Origin of the sequence: Mycobacterium paraffinicum (genome assembly GCF_001907675.1) — a bacterium.
Classification (GTDB): Bacteria; Actinomycetota; Actinomycetes; order Mycobacteriales; family Mycobacteriaceae; genus Mycobacterium; species Mycobacterium paraffinicum_A.
Map to the genome: position 1 here is coordinate 1 of NZ_MPNT01000020.1, position 20,257 is coordinate 20,257.

The following is a 20,257-nucleotide window of genomic DNA, read 5'->3' on the forward strand; positions in this document are numbered from 1 at the left end:
GGGTGGGGTCGTGCGGCGGCCGCGGCCCGGCGGCGACCAGGCTGGCCGCCACCGGCGGCCGCGCGGGTCGCCCGTTGAGGGTCGGCCGCTTGCGCTCGTCGGGCAGGTCGATCTCGCCGAGCCCGATCTTGTTCTGCAGCCGCCTGGCCCAGCGCGGGGCCCACCAGCAGTCGTCCCCGAGCAGTTTCATCACCGACGGCACCAGGAACATCCGGACCACGGTGGCGTCCAGCAACAGCGCCGCCATCAGGCCGAACGCGAGGTACTTCATCAACACCAGGTCGGAGAACACGAACGAGCTGGCCACCACGGCCAGCACCAGGGCGGCGGCCGTGATCAGGCGCCCGGTCGTCGCGGTGCCGATCCGGATGGCCTCGGCGGTCGACATGCCGCGTTCGCGTGCCTCGACCATGCGGGACACCAGGAACACCTCGTAGTCGGTGGCCAGGCCGAAGCCCACCGCGACCACCAGCGCGATCACCACCACCATCAGGGGGGTCGGCGTGAAGTTGAGCACCCCCGACAAATGGCCGTCGACGAAGATCCACGTCAGGATGCCCATCGTCGACCCCAGCGTCAGCGCGCTCATAAGCACCGCCTTGACCGGCAACACCACCGATCCGAACGCCAGGAACATCAGCAGCAGCGTGGCGCCCAGCAGGAAGACCAGCATCAGCGGAGCCTTGTCGAACAGGCTATGGATGCTGTCCTGCTCCAAGGCGGGGGTGCCGCCGACGTAGAGGTTGAGGCCCTTCGGCGGATTTATCGCCCGGAGTTCGCTGATCTTCTTGGCGGCGTCGTTCTTGCTGAGCAGGCCGTTCTGGATCACGCGTACCGAGCCGTCCTTGGGCACGGTAGTCCCGTTCGGCCCGGCGACACAGGGGTTGCCGGCGATGGTCGGGCACGGCCGCTCCTCCCAGGTCTTGTCGGTGAACCCGCCGATCGAGGAGATCCTGTTGCGGATGTCGGCGACCTGTTGGTCGGTGACCTTGCTGTGGTTGGTGCTCTGGATCACCATCGTCAGCTGTTCGGTGCGGTAGCCGGGGAAGAGCTTGTCGAAGTGTTCCTGCGCCTGGCGCACGGGGTTGGTCGGCGGCAGGTACTTCTCACTCATGCCGCCGAACGACAGGTTGCTCAGCGGGATGACCAGCAAAATCATGGCGACGGCGATCGGGACGGCGAACGCCAGCGGCCGCTTCATCACCCAGTTGACCAGCTTGCCCCAGAAGCCGGCCTCGACCTCTTCGCGGGTCTTGGTCTTCTGCAGCCGGTCGGCCAGCCAGTTCAGGTAGGCCCGCGACCACTTCCAGTTCCGCAGGAAGGGCACCCGGAACGCGGTCCGCACGCCCAGCGCGTCGACGTGGCGGCCCAGGATGCCCAGGCAGGCCGGCAGGAACGTGATAGACAGCAACGCGGCGAGCCCCACGGCGGCGAAGATCGCGTAGGTCAGCGAGTGCACGAAGCCCTGCGGTAGCACCAGCAGGCTGGCGCTCGACGCGATGATCAGCACCGCCGAGAACGTCACGGTGCGCCCGGCCGTCATCACGGTGCGCCGCACGGCGGTCTCGGTGTCGTATCCCTCGGCGATCTCCTCGCGGAACCTGCTCACCACGAAGAGCCCGTAGTCGATCGCGATACCCAGGCCGATCAGCGACACCACCGGCTGGGCGAAATAGTGCACCGGCCCGAACACGGCGACCAGCCGCAGAATGCCCAGCGAGCCCGCGATGCTGAGCCCACCCACGATCGCCGGCAGGCCGGCGGCGACCGCACCGCCGAACACCAGGAACAGGACCACCGCCACCATCGGCACCGCAAGGACCTCCATGCGGCGCTGGTCGGTGGCGATGGTGCCGGTCAGGGCGTTGGCGATGGGCTCGAGGCCGGCCAGCTGCACCGTGCCGCCGTCGAGCTTCTGCAGGTCCGGTGCGATGGCCTTGTAGTTGTTGAGGATGCTGTCGTCGTCGTCACCCTTGAGCGGGATGGACACGAAGGTGTGCTTGCGGTCTTCGCTGACCATGCCCTTGATCAGGGGGTTGGTGCTGTCGGGGGCGGCCAGCCAGCCGGCCCACCCGACGACCTGGTCGGCGTGGTCGGTCTTGAACTTGTTGAGCTGGCCGACGATCTTGTCCCGCCAGGCCTGGTCGTCCACGGTTTTGCCGTCCGGGGCGGTGAAGGTGGCGACGATGTGGCTGGTGCGGTCGCGGCCGTAGGTCTGGTCGCCCAGCACCGAGGCCTTCACGGATTGGCTGCCCTCGTCGTAGAAACCGCTCTGTGTGACATGCTTGCCGAGGCTCATCCCGAACACGCCGCCCAGCAGGCACAGAGCTACCGTGACCCCGATCACGATGTACCGGTAGCGGTACACAGTTCGACCCCACCAGGCGAACACGCAAGCTCCTTACTGGATCGTTAACGACCCGCGTGGTGTCTTTCGGTTTCCAAGCCAGTGTCACACACGCGCGGTCAACAAGGCGGACAGCGGCCGGAACGGCTGCAGCCATGCTCCCTGGTCAGGCAGCGAATCCAAACCGATTCGCGGCAATGGCTCCCGGAACACACCGCTGATGTCTTCCAGGTCGACAAAGTCCAAGGTATCCGACGCTAGCGCCCAACTCGCGTGTTCGCGAAATCCGATGACTTGGACGGCGACTCCGCTGCGTGCTATCTCCTCCAGCGGTTGACGAAACGCCTGCCCGTCGGCCGACGCCACCACCAGCGCCGCCAGCCCCTGGCTGCGCCGCAGTTCGATGTGGGCGAGCATGTCGCGGTCGACGTCGCTGTCCTCGTCGATCTTCGGCTTGGCGAACACCGCGAACCCCACGTTGCGCAGCGCGTCCACCCAGGGGCGCACGACGTCGGCGCTGCCCGGCGCGATGTTGGTGAAGACGGTGGCCTCGGGCTCGACGACGACGCCCGGCCGGCTCGCGCTGACCTCGGCCGTGCGCGCCAGCAGCCAGCGCCCCAGGGCGTCGAACCGCGGGCGCTCCAGAGCGGTGGGCCGCCGGCCCAGGATCGAGCCGAGCCCCATGTCGAGGTTGGGCGCGTCCCACACCAGCAAGACGCGTCCGCCCGGCGGTGAGAAGCCGCCCAGCGACGCGTCGTCGGACAACACCGCCAGGGGTTCTGCGGCCGCGGTCTGTTGTTCCGCCAGGCTCATGGTCATCGCCTACTCATGTCGTAGCCAGATGAATTCGGTGACGGCGCTGCCCGCCTCGTGGGCCTTGGTCTCGTACTTGGTGGTCGGCCGTCCCACCGAGATCGGGAGCGCGCTCGCGGGGTCGACGCGGCGCAGCCGCGGCTCGGCGTCGCAGACGGCGCCGATGTGTTCGGCGTAGCCGGGGTGGTCCGTCGCCGCATGCAGGACACCACCAGGGAGTAACCGGTCGGCGATCAGGCCAACCGTCCCCGGCTGCAGAAACCGGCGCTTGTGGTGGCGGGCCTTCGGCCAGGGGTCGGGGAAGAAGACGCGGACCCCGGTCAGCGAGCGCGGGGGGATGAGCCGCTGCAGCACGTCGATGCCGTTGCCGCGGATCAGGCGGATGTTGCGGACCCCTTCGCGGTCGATCGCGCACAGCAGTTGCGCCAACCCCCGCTTGTAGACCTCCACCGCGATCACATCTATATCGGGCTCGTCCTTGGCCATCGCCAGCGTCGACGTGCCGCTGCCGCAACCGATCTCGAGCACGAGTGGCGCTTCGCGGCCGAACCAGGCGCGGGCGTCCAGCGCCGGTTCCCCGCCGCCTTCGGCCGTCGGGGCGCCGACGGACCGGCCCAGCTCCGGCCACAGCCGGTCCCACGTCTGCCGTTGCGCGTCGGAAAGCGCGGACCGCCGGGAGCGAAAGGTCGACGCCGGAAGGTGGCGCTGGTCGCGACGGTCGTCCGAGCCCTCCTGCGGCGTGGCGCGACAGACTCCCACCCCGGGTTGCGCATGCATTTGTCCATGGTGGCGCATAAACCAGTGATGTAGCCGCCCCTGGTCCAGATTGATACCCAACAGTTGCCTTCAGCTGGTAACAGTCAGACGGTGGCTCGCGTCAAAGTGACGCAAGTGCCACCATTCGGTGGGACCCGACCGGCCCCCGGGTCGGATCCATCGAACTGACGGCGAAGCATTGAGGGGACGATGAGGGGACAAGGACACCAGGATTTCGTCGACGAACTGGCGCGATTCGCCGCCGGCCACCCCGACCCGCGCGTGACGGCGGTCGCGGAGCGCACCGCCGCGCCCCTGGGCGTGCTCGTTGGCGGACGTGCCGGCGTGGGGCGCGGCACCGTCGCCCGGGCGCTGGCCCGCGCCGGCGCCACCGCGGGCATCAGGGTGACGACGGCGGATGGTCGCGATCCCGAGGTCGTCGTCCAGGTGGTCGCCGAGGTGGTCAAGCCGGAAGACGTCGACGCGATCGCCGGCGCCGGGCGCCCGGTGCTTGCGGTACTGAACAAGGCGGACCTGGCCGGGTCCCTCTCGGGCGGGGACGGGCCGATCGCGGCGGCGCGAAGCCGCTGCGCGGAGCTGGCCGGCCGGGTCGGCGCGCCCGTGGTGCCGGTGAGCGGCCTGCTCGCGGTGGCCGCGCTCGACGGCCTGGACGACGCCTTGTGGTCGGCACTGCGGACGCTGGCCGCGCACCCCGGCGCGGCCGACTGCCTCGACGGCTCGTTCGCCGGGTTCCTGGAAGCCGACAACCCCCTACCGGCCGACGTGCGGCTGCGCTTGCTGGACGACCTGGACCTGTTCGGCATCGCGCTCGGGGTCGCCGCGGCCCGGCAGGGCAGGACCGCCGCGCAGCTGCGGGCCCTGCTGCGCCGGACGAGCGGGATCGACGTCGTCCTGTCCCACATCACGGTCGCCGGCGCCGAGGCGCGCTACCGGCGGGTGTGCGACGCCGTCGCGGAGTTGGAGGCGCTGGCGGTCGGCGACGAGACCATCAGCGCGTTCCTGTCCCACGACGACACGGTGGTCGCTCGGATGGCGGCGGCCGTCGATCTGGCCGAGGCGGCCGGGTTGGACCCGGGAATCGCGCGGTCCGCCGACTGGGACCGGGACCCGTCCGGGCACCTGCCGCGGGCGGTGCGGTGGCAGCGGTACAGCCGCGCGACCTCGAGCGAATTGCACCGCGCCTGCGGCGCCGACATCGCGCGGGGATCGATGCGATTGTGGTCGCGGGCCTGCGGGTCGCTGCCGGGGGACTGGCGGTGAGCGCCGACAAGCCCGGAGATCCGGTCGCCGAGGTGGATGCCCTGGTGGCGAGCGTCGGGCCGGAGCTGGATGCCCCCGCCGTGCACCGCCGCGACGTGGTGCTGGTGACCGGACCGTGGCTGGCCGGCGTGAGCGCGGTGGCCGCGGCGCTGCGTGAACGGCTGCCCGAGCACAAGTTCGTCGAGTCGGCGGAATTGGGGCCCGGCGACGTGCCGCTGGCCGTGGTGTTCGTCGTCTCCGCGGCGGCGCATCTCACGCCGTCCGACTGCGCGTTGCTGGACGCCGCCGCCGCGCACACCGACGCGGTGGTGGGGGTGGTGTCGAAGATCGACGTGCATCGGGGCTGGCGTGACGTCCTGGCCGCCGACCGCCAGACGCTGGCCGCGCACGCGCCGCGCTACGCCGCGGTGCCCTGGGTGGGCGCGGCCGCGCAACCCGACCTCGGCGAGCCGATCGTCGACGAGCTGGCCGAGGCCGTCTCGGCGTTGCTGGCAGACCCCGAGCTCACCCGCCGAAACCGGCTGCGCGCCTGGGAATCCCGGCTCACCACCGTGGCGCAGCGTTTTGACCGCGAGGCCGACGGCGCGGGGCGCCGGGCGCGGGTGAACGCGTTGCGCGACGAGCGCAGCACCGCCCTGCGGCAGCGGCGCGAGGCGAGGACCGAGCGCACCGTCACGCTGCGGGGTCAGATCCAGCAGGCGCGCGTCCAGCTGTCCCATTTCGCGCGCAATCGGTGTTCGTCGGTGCGCAGCGAGCTGCAGGAAGACGCGGCCGGGTTGTCCCGGCGCAACATGCCCGGCTTCGAGGCGCACACGCGTGGCCGGCTGGACGAGGTGGTCGCCGAGGTGAGCGAGGGCACCGCCACCCATCTCGCGGACGTCGCGCAGGTGGTGGGCGTCGCGACGGCCCTGCCGCCCCTCGAGCAGCTGCCGACGGTCGACGTCCCGGCGCCCCCGCTGAAGTCTCGGCGGCACGAGACCTGGCTGATGATGTTGCTGGGCGCCGGGTTCGGCCTGGGCGTGGCGCTGACCCTGACCCGGCTGATGGGCGGGCTGGCCGCTCGGCTCAGCCCCGCCCTGTCGGTGGTCGCGGCGGTCACCTGCGTGGCGATCGGCCTGGCCGTCACCCTGCTGGTGATCCACATCCGCAGCCTGCTGCGCGACCGGGCGCTGCTGGACCGCTGGGCGGGCGACGCGACCTCCTCGCTGCGGTCGGTGGCCGAGGAGCTGGTCGCCACCCGCGTCCTGGTCGCCGAGTCGGTGCTGAGCAAAGCGGTGCTGGCCCAGGACGAGGTCGAGAACGCCCAGGTGAGCGACCAGGTCAACGCCATCGACCGCGAGCTGCGCGCGCACGCCATGGCCGCGTCCCGAGATGCCGCGGCGCGGGACCGGGAGCTGCCCACGGTGCTGGTGGCCCTGGAGGCGGTTCGTGCGGAACTGGGCGAATCGGGTATATCTACATCCGACGATTCCGATTTGCACCCCGATCCGAACATGGAAGAAGCCGCGGCGGACGAAGCAACCGAAAAACCGGCTTCTAGCAGCGGTGATGGGGATGCTGGAGAATCTTCTGAATCGTTGCTGTGAGAAGGCTTATACCTGCCCGAGGCTTCCCCGACAAGGTCCTCACGATAACCTGTAGTTAACGCCACCATTCGAGCAGCCGTGTGGTCGAGCGCATACGCAATTCAAGAGATGTACGAGTACGCAGAAGGATTCAGGAGATTTCGATGACCTCAGCGACCATTCCCGGTTTGGACACCGCGCCCACCAACCATCAGGGGCTGCTGTCGTGGGTACGGGAGGTCGCCGAGCTCACTCAGCCCGAGCGTGTGGTGTTCACCGACGGCTCCGCCGAAGAGTTCGATCGGCTCTCCGCCGAGTTGGTCGAGGGGGGCACGTTCAAGAAGCTGAACGAGAAGAAGCACCCCAACTCCTACCTGGCGTTGTCCGACCCGTCGGACGTCGCGCGGGTCGAGTCGCGGACCTTCATCTGCTCCGAGCGCGAGATCGACGCCGGCCCCACCAACAACTGGATGGACCCGGCCGAGATGCGCGCGCTGATGACCGACCTGTACCGCGGCTGCATGCGCGGCCGCACCATGTACGTGGTGCCGTTCTGCATGGGCCCGCTCGGCGCCGACGACCCCAAGCTGGGCGTGGAGATCACGGACTCGGCGTACGTCGTCGTCTCGATGCGCACGATGACCCGGATGGGCAAGGCCGCCCTCGAGAAGATGGGCGACGACGGGTTCTTCGTCAAGGCCCTGCACTCGGTCGGGGCTCCGCTGGAGCCGGGCCAGCAGGACGTGCCGTGGCCGTGCAACGACACCAAGTACATCACCCACTTCCCGGAGACCCGCGAGATCTGGAGCTACGGCTCCGGCTACGGCGGCAACGCCCTGTTGGGCAAGAAGTGCTACTCGCTGCGCATCGCCTCGGCGATGGCCCACGACGAGGGCTGGCTGGCCGAGCACATGCTGATCCTCAAGCTGATCTCCCCGGAGAACAAGGCCTACTACTTCGCCGCCGCCTTCCCGTCGGCATGCGGTAAGACCAACCTCGCGATGCTGCAGCCGACCATCCCGGGCTGGCGCGCCGAGACGCTGGGCGACGACATCGCCTGGATGCGCTTCGGCAAGGACGGCCGGCTGTACGCGGTCAACCCGGAGTTCGGCTTCTTCGGGGTCGCCCCGGGCACCAACTGGAAGTCCAACCCGAACGCGATGCGCACCATCGCCGCGGGCAACACCGTGTTCACCAACGTCGCGCTGACCGACGACGACGAGGTGTGGTGGGAAGGCCTGGAGGGCGAACCCGACCACCTGATCGACTGGAAGGGCAACGACTGGTACATCCGCGAGACGGAAACCAAAGCGGCCCACCCGAACTCGCGCTACTGCACGCCGATGTCGCAGTGCCCCATCCTGGCGCCGGAGTGGGACGACCCGCAGGGCGTGCCGATCTCGGGGATCCTGTTCGGCGCCCGCCGCAAGACCACGGTGCCGCTGGTGACGCAGGCCCGCGACTGGCAGCACGGCGTCTTCATGGGCGCCACCATGGGTAGCGAGCAGACCGCCGCCGCGGAGGGCAAGGTCGGCACGGTGCGCCGCGACCCGATGGCCATGCTGCCGTTCCTCGGCTACCACGTCGGTGACTACTTCCAGCACTGGCTCGACCTCGGCAAGAACTCCGACGAGTCCAAGCTGCCGAAGGTGTTCTTCGTCAACTGGTTCCGCCGCGGCGAAAAGGGCGAGTTCCTGTGGCCGGGCTTCGGCGAGAACAGCCGCGTGCTGAAGTGGATCGTCGACCGCATCGAGCACCGGGCCGGCGGCCAGGACACCCCGATCGGCATTGTGCCGACCGAGGCCGACCTGGACCTGGACGGGCTCGACGTCGAGGCCGAGGACGTCGCGAAGGCGCTCGCGGTCAACCCCGCCGAGTGGCGCGAAGAGCTGCCGCTGATCGAGGAGTGGTTCGAGTTCGTCGGCGACAAGCTGCCCACCGGCGTCAAGGACGAGTTCGAGGCGCTCAAGCAGCGGCTGGCCGACGCCGACTAGGCATTCTCGGAGGCGGCCGGTTCCGCCCGGATCCTGTCGATCTGGTCGAGTGCATAATTGACCATTTCTGCGATGGTCATGGCCGCCCCCTTTGCGGCCAACGACTCGTACTCCCGATCGCCGAGGGCGGCGCGCAGGTGTGCGACCGCGCTGTTGATTTCCGGAAACGCGTGCGACGTCAGCGGCGTGGCGGCGAATCCGCTGATGGTGGCCGCCGGCGCGAGATGGCCGAGGCGATCCAGGTATGCCGCGAGGACCGCCAGCGGGCTGCGGACCAACGCAAAACTGCCCGAATCGAAGAAGTTTCGCATTGACACGGTCAGCAGGTCGAGGGCATCCGCGGGGTTGCCCTGCGAAACGGCCAGCCGGGACAGGATAAGCGTCTGGTGCGACTCTTGTTGGCGGTTACCGCTTTCGCGCGCGATCGTCAGGCCCCGGGCCAACGCGTCGTATGCCTGCGTCGGCTCGGCGTCGGAGTTGGCGTACCCATATGCCAGCAGAGCCTGCGATCGAACGTTTGGGTTGTCCGAGGTCTCCGCGGCCGCCGGGAGTTGTTGCGATGCCGCGATCGCGGCCGCGGTTTCCCCGCTGATGATCAACGCGTAGACCAGGCAGGCGTGCACGAAGGTGTGCGGGTGGGGGCGTCGCTCAATGATGTTGCGGCACCAGTCAACCCAGCGTTCCGGGTGCCCGGCGACGATATTACCTACCCCGAGCATCGGCTCGAGTGCCTCCGCAATCTCGTCGTACCTCCCGCTGATGATCGCAGCCTTCCCGGCCTCGCTATAGCGGAAATAATCCTCGATGCGACCGTTGGCGTAGCACTGCACGGCGGCCAGGTACAGGTGCGCCAGCCTCGGGTGGTCGACGGCTTTCGCCGACTCGATGAGTTCCTCCGCCCACTGAACCGGCTCGTACTGCTCGACGCACAGCCCGAGAACCGTTGCGTACCAAGCGATCGCGATGGCAGTGTCGAGATCGACGGCATCGGCGGCCCATCGGAATGCGCTGCGCAGGTTCGGTAATTCGTCAGTGAACCAGATGTAGGACTCGCGCTGTCGGGCACTGTCCCACAGCCTCATGACATCGTTTTCCCGGCCGGCGAAGTACCGCGCGTGCGCATTGCGGGTGTCGTGCGCTTCACCCGCGGCGACGAGCTGTTCCTCGGCGAACTGCCGGACGGTCTCCAGCATCGAGAAGCGCGTTCGCGACGCTGAACGATCGGCCACCAGCAGCGACTTGCGAACCAGCGCGTGCAGCAGGTCCAGGGTGGTCAGGTCGTCACCGGACCCGGTGACCGCGCAGGCGGCCGGAAGGCCGAACCCTCCCGCGAACACCGAGCAGCGTTGCAGCAGAGCCTTCTCCGAATCGTGGAGCAAATCGTAGGACCACTGGACCATGTGCCGTAACGTCTGGTGCCGTTCCAGCCCGCGCCGGGATCCGACGAGCAGCCGGAACCGGTCGTCAAGCCGGTCGCGCAGCTCGGTCGGGGACATGGACACCATCCGCGAGGCGGCCAATTCGATGGCCAGGGGTATCCCATCCAAGCGGCGACAGATCTCGATGACTGCGGCCGCGTCGTCGCCACGGGTCAAGGACACACCCCGCGCGAAACCCTGTGCGCGCTCAATGAACAGCGTCGCCGCGGGTGACGCCAACCCGCGACCGTGGTCCAGCGAGGGTACCGTCCATAGTTGTTCATCGCCCAGCGACATACCCTCGCGGCTGGTGGCAAGAATCGTCACGGTAGCCGAGTGCTCAAGGATCTTTTCAATCAGTTCAGCCGCTGCATCCAGGACGTGTTCGCAGTTGTCGAACACCAGCAGCCGCGACCGGCCCGCCAAGGCCATCGCGATGCTGTCCGCCAGACTCATCTCCGGCTGCTGGATGATGCCCAAAACGGCCGCGGCGGCATCGGGCACCGCGGCCGGATCGCCGATGGTTGCCAGCTCGATGAGGAAAGCGCCGTCCGCGAAGTCATTCGCCAGGCGGCTGGCCACCTCGAGCGCGAGTCGTGTCTTGCCGACGCCGCCGACTCCGGTCAGCGTGACGAGCCGATGGGCTTTGAGCGCAGTTTGCACCTCGACGATGTCCGATTCCCGGCCGATAATCGTGGTTGCCGGCGCTTTCAGGTTCCCCGGCACGGCGTCGACGGCCCGCAGCGGCGGGAAGTCTCTGCTGAGCCCGGGTGCCCGCACCTGATGGATGGCAACGGGTTTGGCGATGTCGCGCAGCCGGCGTGGGCCCAGGTCGACCAGGTCAACCCCGGTGAGGAGTTCCGCTGTGGCGCCGTCGAGCAGGATCTGGCCCCCGTGGCCGGCCGACATCACGCGCGCGGCGCGGTTGAGCACTGCGCCGAAGTAGTCGTCGCCGCGCATCTCCGCCTCGCCGGTGGCGATGCCCATCCGCACCGGCAGCTGCAGGCCCCGTTGCGCGGCAACCGCCGCGTCGACCGCGGCCTTCGGCGAGCTGAACACCGCGCACACCCCGTCGCCGGTGTGCTTGAACAACCAACCCCGATGCGCCGCCACCGTCTCCCGGAACAGTTGGTCGTGCACGGCCAGGGCCGCGCGCATCCCGTCGGGATCGGCCTCCCACCGTCGGGTGGACCCCTCGATATCGGTGAACAGGAACGTCACCACACCCGACGGGGCGTCCGGTGTGTCGGTGGTCATCGGCGCACTCCGCGATCGGGGGAGACCCTGCCCGCTCATCGTAGGTCAGGCGCGGGCCGTCGACCGACCACTTGACACCCGTCAAGTTTTTCGGCGGTACAGTCTGCGCATGCAGATTCGCGAGTACCTCGGCGCCGGCAAGCCCGCCGTCATCCTTCACCCGTCCGGCACGGTCATCACCTTCGACGAGCTCGAGGCGCGGGCCAACCGGCTGGCCCACTTCTTCCGGCGCACCGGCCTGGTCGAGGGCGACGCCGTCGCGATCCTGATGGAGAACAACGAACACATCCACGCGGTGATGTGGGCGGCGCGGCGCAGCGGCCTGTATTACGTGCCGATCAACACCCACCTGACCGCTGCCGAGGCCGCCTACATCATCGACAACAGCGCCGCCAAGGCGATCATCGGGTCGGCGGCGCTGCGCAAGACGTGCGAGAACCTGGCCGAGCATCTTCCCGGGGGCCTGCCCGACCTGCTGTTGATCGCCGACGATGAACTCGAGGGCTGGCAGCGCTATCCCGAATGTGTTGCGGGCGAGCTCGATACCCCGATCGACGACGAACGCGAGGGCGACCTGCTGCAGTATTCGTCGGGGACCACCGGTCGGCCGAAGGGCATCAAACGCGAGCTGCCGCACGTTCCGCCGTCCGAGGCGCCCGGCATGATGTCGGCGCTGGTGAGCTTCTGGATGACCCCGGACTCGATCTACCTCAGCCCGGCGCCGCTGTATCACACGGCGCCCTCGGTGTGGTCGATGAGCGCGCAGGCCGGCGGCGTCACGACGGTGGTGATGGAGAAGTTCGATGCCGAAGGCTGCCTCGACGCCATTCAGCGGCACCGCGTCACGCACGGCCAGTTCGTTCCCGCGATGTTCACCCGCATGCTGAAACTGCCTGAGGCGGTGCGTAATTCGTACGACCTTTCCAGCCTGCAGCGGGTGATGCACGCGGCGGCGCCGTGCCCGGTGGAGATCAAGAAGCAGATGATGGACTGGTGGGGGCCGATCATCGACGAGTACTACGCCTCCTCCGAGGCGCACGGGTCGACGTTGATCACCGCCGAAGAGTGGCTGGCGCACCCCGGTTCGGTCGGCAAACCCATGGGGGGCGCCGTGCACATCCTCGACGAGAGCGGCAACGAGCTGCCGCCCGGGCAGGCCGGTGAGATCTACTTCGAGGGCGGCTCATCGTTCGAGTACCTCAACGACCCCACGAAAACCGCGGCGTCGCGCGACAAGCGCGGCTGGGCCACCGTCGGCGACATCGGCTACCTCGACGAGGAGGGATACCTGTACCTGACCGACCGGCGCCACCACATGATCATCTCGGGCGGGGTGAACATCTATCCCCAGGAGGCCGAGAACCTCTTGGTGACCCACCCGAAGGTGTTGGACGCGGCGGTCTTCGGGGTTCCCGACGACGAGATGGGGCAGCGCGTGCTGGCCGCCGTGCAGACTGTGGACCCGAGCGAGGCCACCGACGAGTTCGCCGACGAGCTGCTGGTCTGGCTGCGAGACCGCTTGGCGCACTACAAATGTCCGAAATCGATCGCGTTCGAGGCGCAACTGCCGCGCACCGACACCGGCAAGCTCTACAAGAACGGACTGATCGAGAAATACTCGGTGTGACCCATGTTCCAGGTGGTGGACCTGGCGAGCCCGCCGGATGCCGTCCCCGCATCGCCGCCGGGGGTGATCCTGGCGCACGGCGCCGCTTCCGACCTCGCCCGAAGTGAATCATGGCTGCAGGCGGCCACTTTCACACTCACCGAGGACCGCTGTGACGATCGGCGGGCGGTCACCGTCGAGTCGGTGCCCGACGCGCTCGCCGAGCTGACCGCGCGGTGTCACCATTGGCCGCACGCCAGCAGCGTCTGTGACGACGTGCTGCGCGGGGTGGTCCCCGGCGGCCCGGCGCTGGCCGCGGTGGTGACCGAATCGCTGGCCTACTCGACACTGCAGGCCGGCCCCGAATTCGCGCGTTGGCTCGGTGAACGTGGTCCGGCCCGGATGCCCGACATCGCCGACCCGGTGCTGGCCGAGCGGGACGGCGACACCCTGTGCATCGCATTCAACCGGCCGCGCCGCCACAACGCGTTTTCCACCGACGCTCGCGCCGCGCTGCTGGAGGCGCTGACCGTCGCGCAACTGGACCCATCCGTGGCCGGGATCGTGTTGCGCGGCAACGGTCCGTCGTTCTGCAGCGGGGGCGACCTCGCCGAGTTCGGTACCTTCGCCGACCCCGCGAGCGCTCACCTGGCCCGCACCCGGCACAGCCCGGCGCTGGTGCTCGATGCGCTCACCGCCCGGCTCGGTCGCGCCTGCCGGGCAGAGGTGCACGGCCGCGTGCTGGGCAGCGGGCTGGAGATGGCGGCGTTCTGCGGATGGGTGACCGCGCGGCAGGATTCGGTGTTCGGCCTACCCGAACTCGAGCTGGGGCTGATCCCCGGCGCCGGCGGAACGCTCAGCGTCACCCGTCGGATCGGCCGGTGGCGCACGGCCTATCTGGTGCTGTCGGGACGCACAGTCGACGCCGGCACCGCGCTGGCCTGGGGCCTGGTGGACGCGACCCGCGACTAAGAAGCGCCTAAAGCGTTGTCAGAAGCCGGAATACGTCGTGGTGGTGGTTGACGGCAGGTTGGAGACGGCGATCACGCCGATGGCCACGTAGAGGATCACCATGACCACGGCGAAGACGGCACCGGCGACGGCGCCGATGATGGCCCATTTCTTGGCGTTGTCGGCGGCGGCCTGCGCCTCGGCATACCGCCCCTGGGACCAGAGTCCGGACACCTTCGTGGAGTAGACGATCGACACGATTCCGAACGGCAGACAGCACAGCACGGTGCACAGGATGGCCCAGACGAGGTAGTTGTCCGGCTCCTGCTGGCCCGGCCAGCCCGGCTGCGGCGCCTGCCAACCCGGCTGCTGGCCCGGCTGCTGGCCCGGCCAGCCCGGCTGCTGGCCCTGCCAACCCGGGGGCTGGCCCTGCCATTCCGGCTGCTGACCCTGCCATTCCGGCGAGCCTTCGTACGGCCCTGGGGGATAACTCATGGCAGCCGACTTTCCTTCGTCGCAGTAACTTTTACTCCCGCGCCGCTTTGCTGGTGCCAGAAGTCAGGCAAATATACAGCACACCAAGGCGTCAAGCCCGCACATTCGAACTCAGATGCCGCCGCGCGCGATGAGCTGCCCGGCGATCACGTTGCGCTGAATCTCGTTGGTGCCCTCGCCGACGATCATCAGGGGCGCGTCGCGGAAGTAGCGTTCCACGTCGTATTCGCACGAGTAGCCGTAGCCGCCGTGAATCCGCACGGCGTTCAGCGCGACCTCCATCGCCACTTCGGAGGCGAACAGTTTGGCCATGCCCGCCTCCATGTCGCAGCGCTCCCCGCTGTCGTAGCGCTCGGCGGCGTAGCGGGTGAGCTGACGGGCGGCGGTCAACTTGGTCGCCATGTCGGCCAGGTAGTTGCCCACCGACTGATGCTGCCAAATCGGCCGGCCGAAGCTCTCCCGCTGCTGCGCGTAGGCCAGTGCGTCCTCGAGCGCGGCGGCGCCCACACCCAGCGCCCGGGCGGCGACCTGGATGCGGCCCGTCTCCAGGCCCTTCATCATTTGCGAAAACCCCTCGCCCATCCGGCCGCCCAGCACCGCCGACTCCGGCGCCGGGAAGTCGTCGAAGGACAGCTCGCAGGATTCGACACCCTTGTAGCCCAGCTTGGGCAGGTCCCGCGACACCGTCAGGCCGGGGCCGTGCTCGACGAGCACGATCGAGATGCCCTTATGGCGCGGCGTGGCACTCGGATCGGTCTTGCACAGCAGCGCGATCAGACCGGACCGCCGGGCGTTGCTGATCCACGTCTTGGCGCCGTTGATCCGCAGGCGGCCGGCACCGTCGGGCACAGCGGTGGTCGTCATGTTCTGCAGGTCCGAGCCGCCGCCCGGCTCCGTCAACGCCATGGTGGCCCGCAGGTCGCCGGTCGCCATCGCGGGCAGGTGGGCCCGCTTCTGTTCCTCGGTGCCGAACAACGTCAACAGCTTGGCCACCACGGTGTGCCCGCCCATCGCGCCGGCCAGGCTCATCCAGCCGCGCGCCAATTCCTCGGTGACCCGCACGTAGCAGGGCATGGACACCGGCGAACCGCCGTATTCCTCGGGAATCGCCAGGCCGTAGATGCCGATCCGCTTCATCTGCTCGATCCACGCCTCGGGATAGGTGTTGGCGTGTTCGACGTCGCGGACGGTCGGCTTGACGTCGCGGTCGATGAATGTCCGCACCGTGGCGACCAGCATCTGTTCTTCGTCGTTCAGCTCACTTCTCACGTGTGCCATATTGGCCCCGTGACTTATGCGCGTGTACGGGAGGGCGGGCCCTACTTCGACGACCTCTCGGTCGGTCAGGTCTTCGACTGGGCGCCGGTGATCACGCTGTCCTCGGGATTGGCCGCCGCGCACCAGGCGATCATCGGGGATCGGCTACGGCTCGCCCTGGATGCCGGCCTGTGCGCCGCCGTCACCGGCCTGGCCGCCCCGCTGGCGCATCCGGCGCTGGTCTGCGACGTGGCGATCGGGCAGTCGACGCTGGCCACCCAGCGCGTCAAGGCCAACCTGTTCTACCGCGGGCTGACGTTCCACCGGTTCCCGGTCATCGGGGACTCCCTGTTCACCCGCACGGAAGTGGTTGGGCTGCGGGCGAACTCAGCCAAGCCGGGCCGCGCGCCGACCGGGATGGCGGCGCTGCGGATGACCACCGTCGACCAGGACGACCGGCTGGTGCTCGACTTCTACCGATGCGGCATGCTGCCCGCCGGCCCCGATTGGCGGCCCGACGAGGCGCCGCACGACGATCTGTCCACCATCGGGGCCGACGCGCCCGCCCCCGCCGCCGACCCGACCGCGGACTGGGACGGCGAGGTGTTCCGGGACAAGGTGCCCGGTCCCCACTTCGTGCCGGCCCTGGCCGGCGCGGTGTTGCACAGCACCGGCGACGTCGTCAGCGGCGCGCCGGAGCTCGCCCGGCTCACCCTGAATATCGCTGCCACCCATCACGATTCGCGGGTCAGTGGGCGCCGGCTGGTGTACGGCGGCCATACCATCGGGCTCGCGCTCGCGCAGGCGAGCCGGCTGCTGCCCAACCTGGTGACGGTGCTGGGCTGGGAATCCTGTGATCACACCGGACCCGTCCACGAGGGTGACACCCTGTACAGCGAGCTGCACGTCGAGTCCGCCGAGCCGACGCCGCACGGCGGCGTGCTGCGGCTGCGGTCGCTGGTCTACGCCGTCAGCGCGGGCGAGCCGGACCGCGCGGTGCTGGACTGGCGATTCAGCGCGCTCCAGTTCTAAGACCGCCGCGCGCACAATGGGAGGTGTGAGCTCGGCTACGGCGTCGTGGGGGAGCAGCGGGCTGGCCTACCTGACCGGCCTGCCGGACGGGCCGCCCGACTTCTCCCGCGCGAACGTGCTCTCGCACGCCCAGCGGGTGGCCACGGCCGTCGGCCAGCGGCTGGGCATCACCGTCGACGCCGCCGACCTGCTGGCCGGACGGGCCGCATTGCTGGGGCTGACCCGCGGCGGTCGTGTCTCCGCCGGGGGCGCAACCCGGTTGCTGGCGGCCGCCGACGGTTGGTGCGCGATCACGCTTTCGCGCCCCGACGACGCCGCCGCCGTCCCCGCGCTCGTGCAGGCCGATGACGTGGGGACAGACCCGTGGTCGGCGTTGCGGCGCTGGGTGACAACGCATCCGCGCTCCGCCGTCGTCGAGCGCGCGACCCTGCTCGACATCCCGGCGGCTGCCCTGGGCGAGGCCGCGGCCGCGGCGCCCCGTATCCGACCCAGGGGCGCCCGCGGGCCGTCGCGCGACGTCGGCGGCCTGCTGGTCGCAGACCTGTCCTCGATGTGGGCCGGCCCGCTGTGCGGGCAGCTGCTGGCCCTGGCCGGCGCGACGGTCGTCAAAGTCGAAAGCCCGCGCCGCCCCGACGGCACCCGCGGCGGCAGCCAGGCGTTCTTCGACTGGATGAACGATGAAAAGCTCTCGTATTGCGTCGATTTCGACACCAACGCCGACGAGTTGTGCGCGCTGCTCACCGTCGCCGACATCGTGATCGAAGGCTCGCGACCCGCGTCGCTGGCGCGGCGCAGGCTCGGGCCGGACGACGTCGAGCCGGGGGAGGGGCGAATCTGGTTGCGCATCAAAGGCTATGACGGCACCAGGCCGGCGTTCGGCGACGACGCCGCGGTGGCCGGCGGCCTGGTCGGCGTCGCCGCCGACGGACCGGTGTTCTGCGCCGACGCCATCGCCGATCCGCTGACGGGGCTGGAGGCGGCGCGGGTGGTCGCCGATTCGCTGAGCCGCGGCGGAGGTGAGCTCATCGAAGTCTCGATGGCCGCCGTCGCCGCAGGCTATGCGGTGTTGCCGCCCCAAGCGTCGGCGTCGAACCGGCCCGCGCCGCCCCCGCGGCTTCCACCGGCGGGGCGCCCGGCGGCGCGGCTAGGCGCCGACAACGAGGCCGTGCGCCGGATGGTGGCCGAAAGGAGTTGCCGGCGATGCTGATTCGGCGCGCGACGCTGCTGGACGGAACGACCACCGACATCCGGCTCGGCGACCACATCGACGAAATGGGCGACGGCCTGGTCGCCGAGAGTGGCGAGGGCGTGCTCTACGCCGGCGGGGGCACCGTCCTGCCCGGCCTGCACGACCACCACGTGCACGTGCGCTCGGCCGCCTCGGCGCTGGATTCGTTCTTCGTCGGACCTCCCGGCGTCAGCACCAAAGCCGAACTGACGCAACTGCTGTCGAACGCGACGCCGGGCCCCGACGGTTGGATCCGCGCCATCGGCTACCACGAGTCGGTCGCCGGCGATCTGGACCGGAACGCGCTGGACGCCATCGTGCGCAGCGTCCCGGTGCGCATCCAGCACCGCAGCGGTGTGCTGTGGATCCTCAACTCCGAGGCGCTCGGTCGGATCGGGTTTTCCGAACATCCCGACGGCCGGCTGCGCAGCGCGGACCACGGCTGGTCGGACCTGCTGCAGCGGCGCGAAAGCGACCTGGCGGAGCTGAGCCGGCGAATCACCGCGACCGGCGTCACCGGCGTCACCGACGCCACCCCCGACCTCGACGCGGACGACATGGTGTCGCTCATGGTGGCGCACCGGCACGGCGAGTTCCGGCCACGGCCGAGTTTTCTGTCCCCGGGCAAGATCATCCTGCACGACGACCGCCTCGACCTGGACGCCCTGACGGACTGGATCGCCGGCCACCACGGCGCGGGAAGGCCCGTCGCCGTGCATTGCGTGACCGCGGCCCAACTGGTGGTCACCATCGCGGCCCTGCGGGCGGCCGGCGGCCACCCGCAAGATCGGATCGAGCACGCCGCCGTCGTGCCCGAGGACAACGTGGCCGACCTCGCCGAGCTGGGTGTCACGGTGGTGACGCAGCCCAACCTCGTCGCCGAGCGGGGCGATCACTACCTCGCCGACGTCCCCGCGGCCGAACATCCCCAGCTGTGGCGGGTCGCCTCCCTGCTGGAGGCGACGGTGCCGGTGGCCCTGTCCACCGACATGCCGTTCGGCCACGGTGACCCCTGGACGGCGATGCGCGCCGCCGTCTACCGCACCACCCCGAGTGGCGCCGTCCTGAACGCCAACGAATGTGTCTCCGCCCGAGAGGCGTTGACGATGTTCCTCGGCCGGCCGGACCGGCCGGGCCAGCCGCGCACCGTGGCGATCGGAGAGCCGGCGGACCTCTGTGTCCTGAGCGAGCCGCCGGCCACCGCGCTGGCTGAGCTGGACGCCGGCATGGTGGCGGCCACCATCATCGGCGGCGAACTCGTCTACTTCTCGATGTGACCGCCGATCACGGCACCGTGGCCAGGGCGGCGCGCAGCATGGCGCACTGGCTGTCGAAAAACCGCTGCGACACTTGGGCTTTCGGCAGGATCAGGTCGAAGCCGTGAAAGGCGCCCGGGATCGTCTCGACCTGGCACGGTACCCCGGCGGCCGTCAGGCGCTCCGCATAGGCCAGGTCCTCGTCGTGGAACAAGTCATGGGTGCCGACCCCGACCCAGGCCGGCGGCAGCCCGCTCAGGTCATCGCGCCGCCCCGGCACCGCGACCTGCGGGTCGGCGTCCCCGAGATACGCCGACCAGCCGAACCGGTTGCTGAGGTTGTCCCACAGCCGATAGTGCGACCTGGCGGCGGTGGCCGAACTCCGGTCGTCCAGCATCGGATACGTCAGCAGCTGGAACGCCGGGCTCACCTCGGCGCGGTCGCGGGCCAGCAGCGCCAGGGCCGCGGCCAGGCCACCGCCGGCGCTGGCGCCGCCGATGGCCACCCGATACCGGTCCACGGACGGCAAACCGGCCAGCCAGGTCAGCGCCGAATAGCAGTCTTCCAGCGGCGCCGGATAGGGATGTTCGGGCGCCAGGCGATATTCCACCGACGCGACGGTGATCCCCAACCGGCGGCTGAACTCGCTGCAGAGCCGGTCGTCCTGCTCGGCGCTGCCGATCACGTAGCCGCCGCCGTGGATCCACAGCAGCGCCGGGGCCGGGTCCGCGACGCCGACCGGGCGGAACAGCCGCACACCGGCCCCCGAACCCAGTGTGATCACTTCGACGTCGCGGACGGGCTTGCTCAGCCGGCTGCGCAGCGCCATCGCGGCCCGCATCAGCGGGAGGGTCCGGGGGCCGACGATTCGTCGGGGGGCGAATCGCGCGACCCGCCGCAGGTCGGGGTGAACATCGGTGTTCGGCACCGCATCAGTATCACCGACGCGGAACACCGCGCGGCCTGCTATGAGTGATATGCGGGGATAGACATCGGGAGGC

At 69.6% G+C, this 20,257-nt stretch carries 15 protein-coding genes; 8 read left to right on the plus strand and 7 right to left on the minus strand.

Going from position 1 to position 20,257, the window contains the following annotated elements:
* The 3 genes from BRW65_RS20005 to trmB form a co-directional block, all read right to left on the minus strand.
* Window positions 1-2,392, minus strand: a 2,392-nt coding sequence (locus BRW65_RS20005; protein ID WP_073877654.1) for an MMPL family transporter, incomplete at its 3' end; no start/stop codon positions are given.
* A gap of 60 nt (window positions 2,393-2,452) precedes the next feature.
* The gene (locus BRW65_RS20010) at window positions 2,453-3,160 is read right to left on the minus strand and encodes an NYN domain-containing protein (RefSeq protein ID WP_073877656.1); all 708 of its coding nucleotides are present in this window, start codon (window positions 3,158-3,160) and stop codon (window positions 2,453-2,455) included.
* A gap of 9 nt (window positions 3,161-3,169) precedes the next feature.
* The gene (gene trmB / locus BRW65_RS20015; protein WP_208611896.1) at window positions 3,170-3,955 is read right to left on the minus strand and encodes a tRNA (guanosine(46)-N7)-methyltransferase TrmB; all 786 of its coding nucleotides are present in this window, start codon (window positions 3,953-3,955) and stop codon (window positions 3,170-3,172) included.
* A gap of 171 nt (window positions 3,956-4,126) precedes the next feature.
* Between trmB and BRW65_RS20020 the strand changes: the two genes are divergently transcribed.
* From BRW65_RS20020 to BRW65_RS20030, 3 genes are all read left to right on the plus strand, one after another.
* A complete protein-coding gene (locus tag BRW65_RS20020) occupies window positions 4,127-5,197 on the plus strand; it encodes a hypothetical protein (protein WP_073877521.1) in 1,071 nt (356 codons plus the stop codon).
* Window positions 5,194-6,783: a hypothetical protein gene (locus tag BRW65_RS20025; protein ID WP_073877657.1), complete on the plus strand. Its 1,590-nt coding sequence runs from the start codon at window positions 5,194-5,196 to the stop codon at window positions 6,781-6,783. Before BRW65_RS20020 ends, BRW65_RS20025 begins: the two co-directional genes overlap by 4 nt.
* 143 nt (window positions 6,784-6,926) lie before the next feature.
* Complete coding sequence (locus tag BRW65_RS20030) at window positions 6,927-8,756, plus strand: phosphoenolpyruvate carboxykinase (GTP) (protein WP_073877523.1); 1,830 nt, start codon at window positions 6,927-6,929, stop codon at window positions 8,754-8,756.
* Here BRW65_RS20030 and BRW65_RS20035 read toward each other — a convergent pair.
* Window positions 8,753-11,431, minus strand: a complete 2,679-nt coding sequence (locus tag BRW65_RS20035) for an adenylate/guanylate cyclase domain-containing protein (protein ID WP_073877525.1) — start codon at window positions 11,429-11,431, stop codon at window positions 8,753-8,755. The genes BRW65_RS20030 and BRW65_RS20035 overlap by 4 nt on opposite strands.
* A gap of 109 nt (window positions 11,432-11,540) precedes the next feature.
* On the opposite strand from BRW65_RS20035, the gene fadD4 reads away from it, so the two are divergent.
* Together fadD4 and BRW65_RS20045 are read left to right on the plus strand one after the other, a co-directional pair.
* Window positions 11,541-13,058, plus strand: a complete 1,518-nt coding sequence (gene fadD4, locus BRW65_RS20040; protein WP_073877527.1) for a fatty-acid--CoA ligase FadD4 — start codon at window positions 11,541-11,543, stop codon at window positions 13,056-13,058.
* Window positions 13,059-13,061: 3 nt separating this feature from the next.
* The gene (locus BRW65_RS20045; protein ID WP_073877528.1) at window positions 13,062-14,009 is read left to right on the plus strand and encodes an enoyl-CoA hydratase/isomerase family protein; all 948 of its coding nucleotides are present in this window, start codon (window positions 13,062-13,064) and stop codon (window positions 14,007-14,009) included.
* A gap of 18 nt (window positions 14,010-14,027) precedes the next feature.
* Here BRW65_RS20045 and BRW65_RS20050 read toward each other — a convergent pair whose 3' ends face one another.
* Window positions 14,028-14,483, minus strand: coding sequence for a CD225/dispanin family protein (locus BRW65_RS20050; RefSeq protein ID WP_073877530.1), 456 nt, complete (start codon window positions 14,481-14,483; stop codon window positions 14,028-14,030).
* A 111-nt stretch (window positions 14,484-14,594) separates the two neighbouring features.
* Window positions 14,595-15,740 carry an acyl-CoA dehydrogenase family protein gene (locus tag BRW65_RS20055; protein ID WP_073877659.1) on the minus strand — a complete coding sequence of 382 codons (1,146 nt, stop codon included), beginning with the start codon at window positions 15,738-15,740 and terminating at the stop codon, window positions 14,595-14,597.
* A gap of 30 nt (window positions 15,741-15,770) precedes the next feature.
* Here BRW65_RS20055 and BRW65_RS20060 point away from each other — a divergent pair, with 30 nt between their 5' ends.
* Genes BRW65_RS20060 through BRW65_RS20070 form a run of 3 tightly spaced genes read left to right on the plus strand, consistent with a single transcriptional unit; the run spans window position 15,771 to window position 19,277 of the window.
* On the plus strand, window positions 15,771-16,772 hold the full coding sequence (locus BRW65_RS20060) for a MaoC family dehydratase (RefSeq protein ID WP_073877532.1): 1,002 nt from the start codon (window positions 15,771-15,773) through the stop codon (window positions 16,770-16,772).
* A 16-nt stretch (window positions 16,773-16,788) separates the two neighbouring features.
* Window positions 16,789-17,979 (plus strand): CoA transferase, encoded by a 1,191-nt coding sequence (locus BRW65_RS20065; RefSeq protein ID WP_073877534.1) that lies wholly within the window; start codon window positions 16,789-16,791, stop codon window positions 17,977-17,979.
* Window positions 17,973-19,277: an amidohydrolase family protein gene (locus BRW65_RS20070; RefSeq protein WP_073877536.1), complete on the plus strand. Its 1,305-nt coding sequence runs from the start codon at window positions 17,973-17,975 to the stop codon at window positions 19,275-19,277. Before BRW65_RS20065 ends, BRW65_RS20070 begins: the two co-directional genes overlap by 7 nt.
* A 7-nt stretch (window positions 19,278-19,284) precedes the next feature.
* Here BRW65_RS20070 and BRW65_RS20075 read toward each other — a convergent pair whose 3' ends face one another.
* On the minus strand, window positions 19,285-20,184 hold the full coding sequence (locus BRW65_RS20075; protein WP_073877661.1) for an alpha/beta hydrolase: 900 nt from the start codon (window positions 20,182-20,184) through the stop codon (window positions 19,285-19,287).
* Window positions 20,185-20,257: the final 73 nt, after the last annotated feature.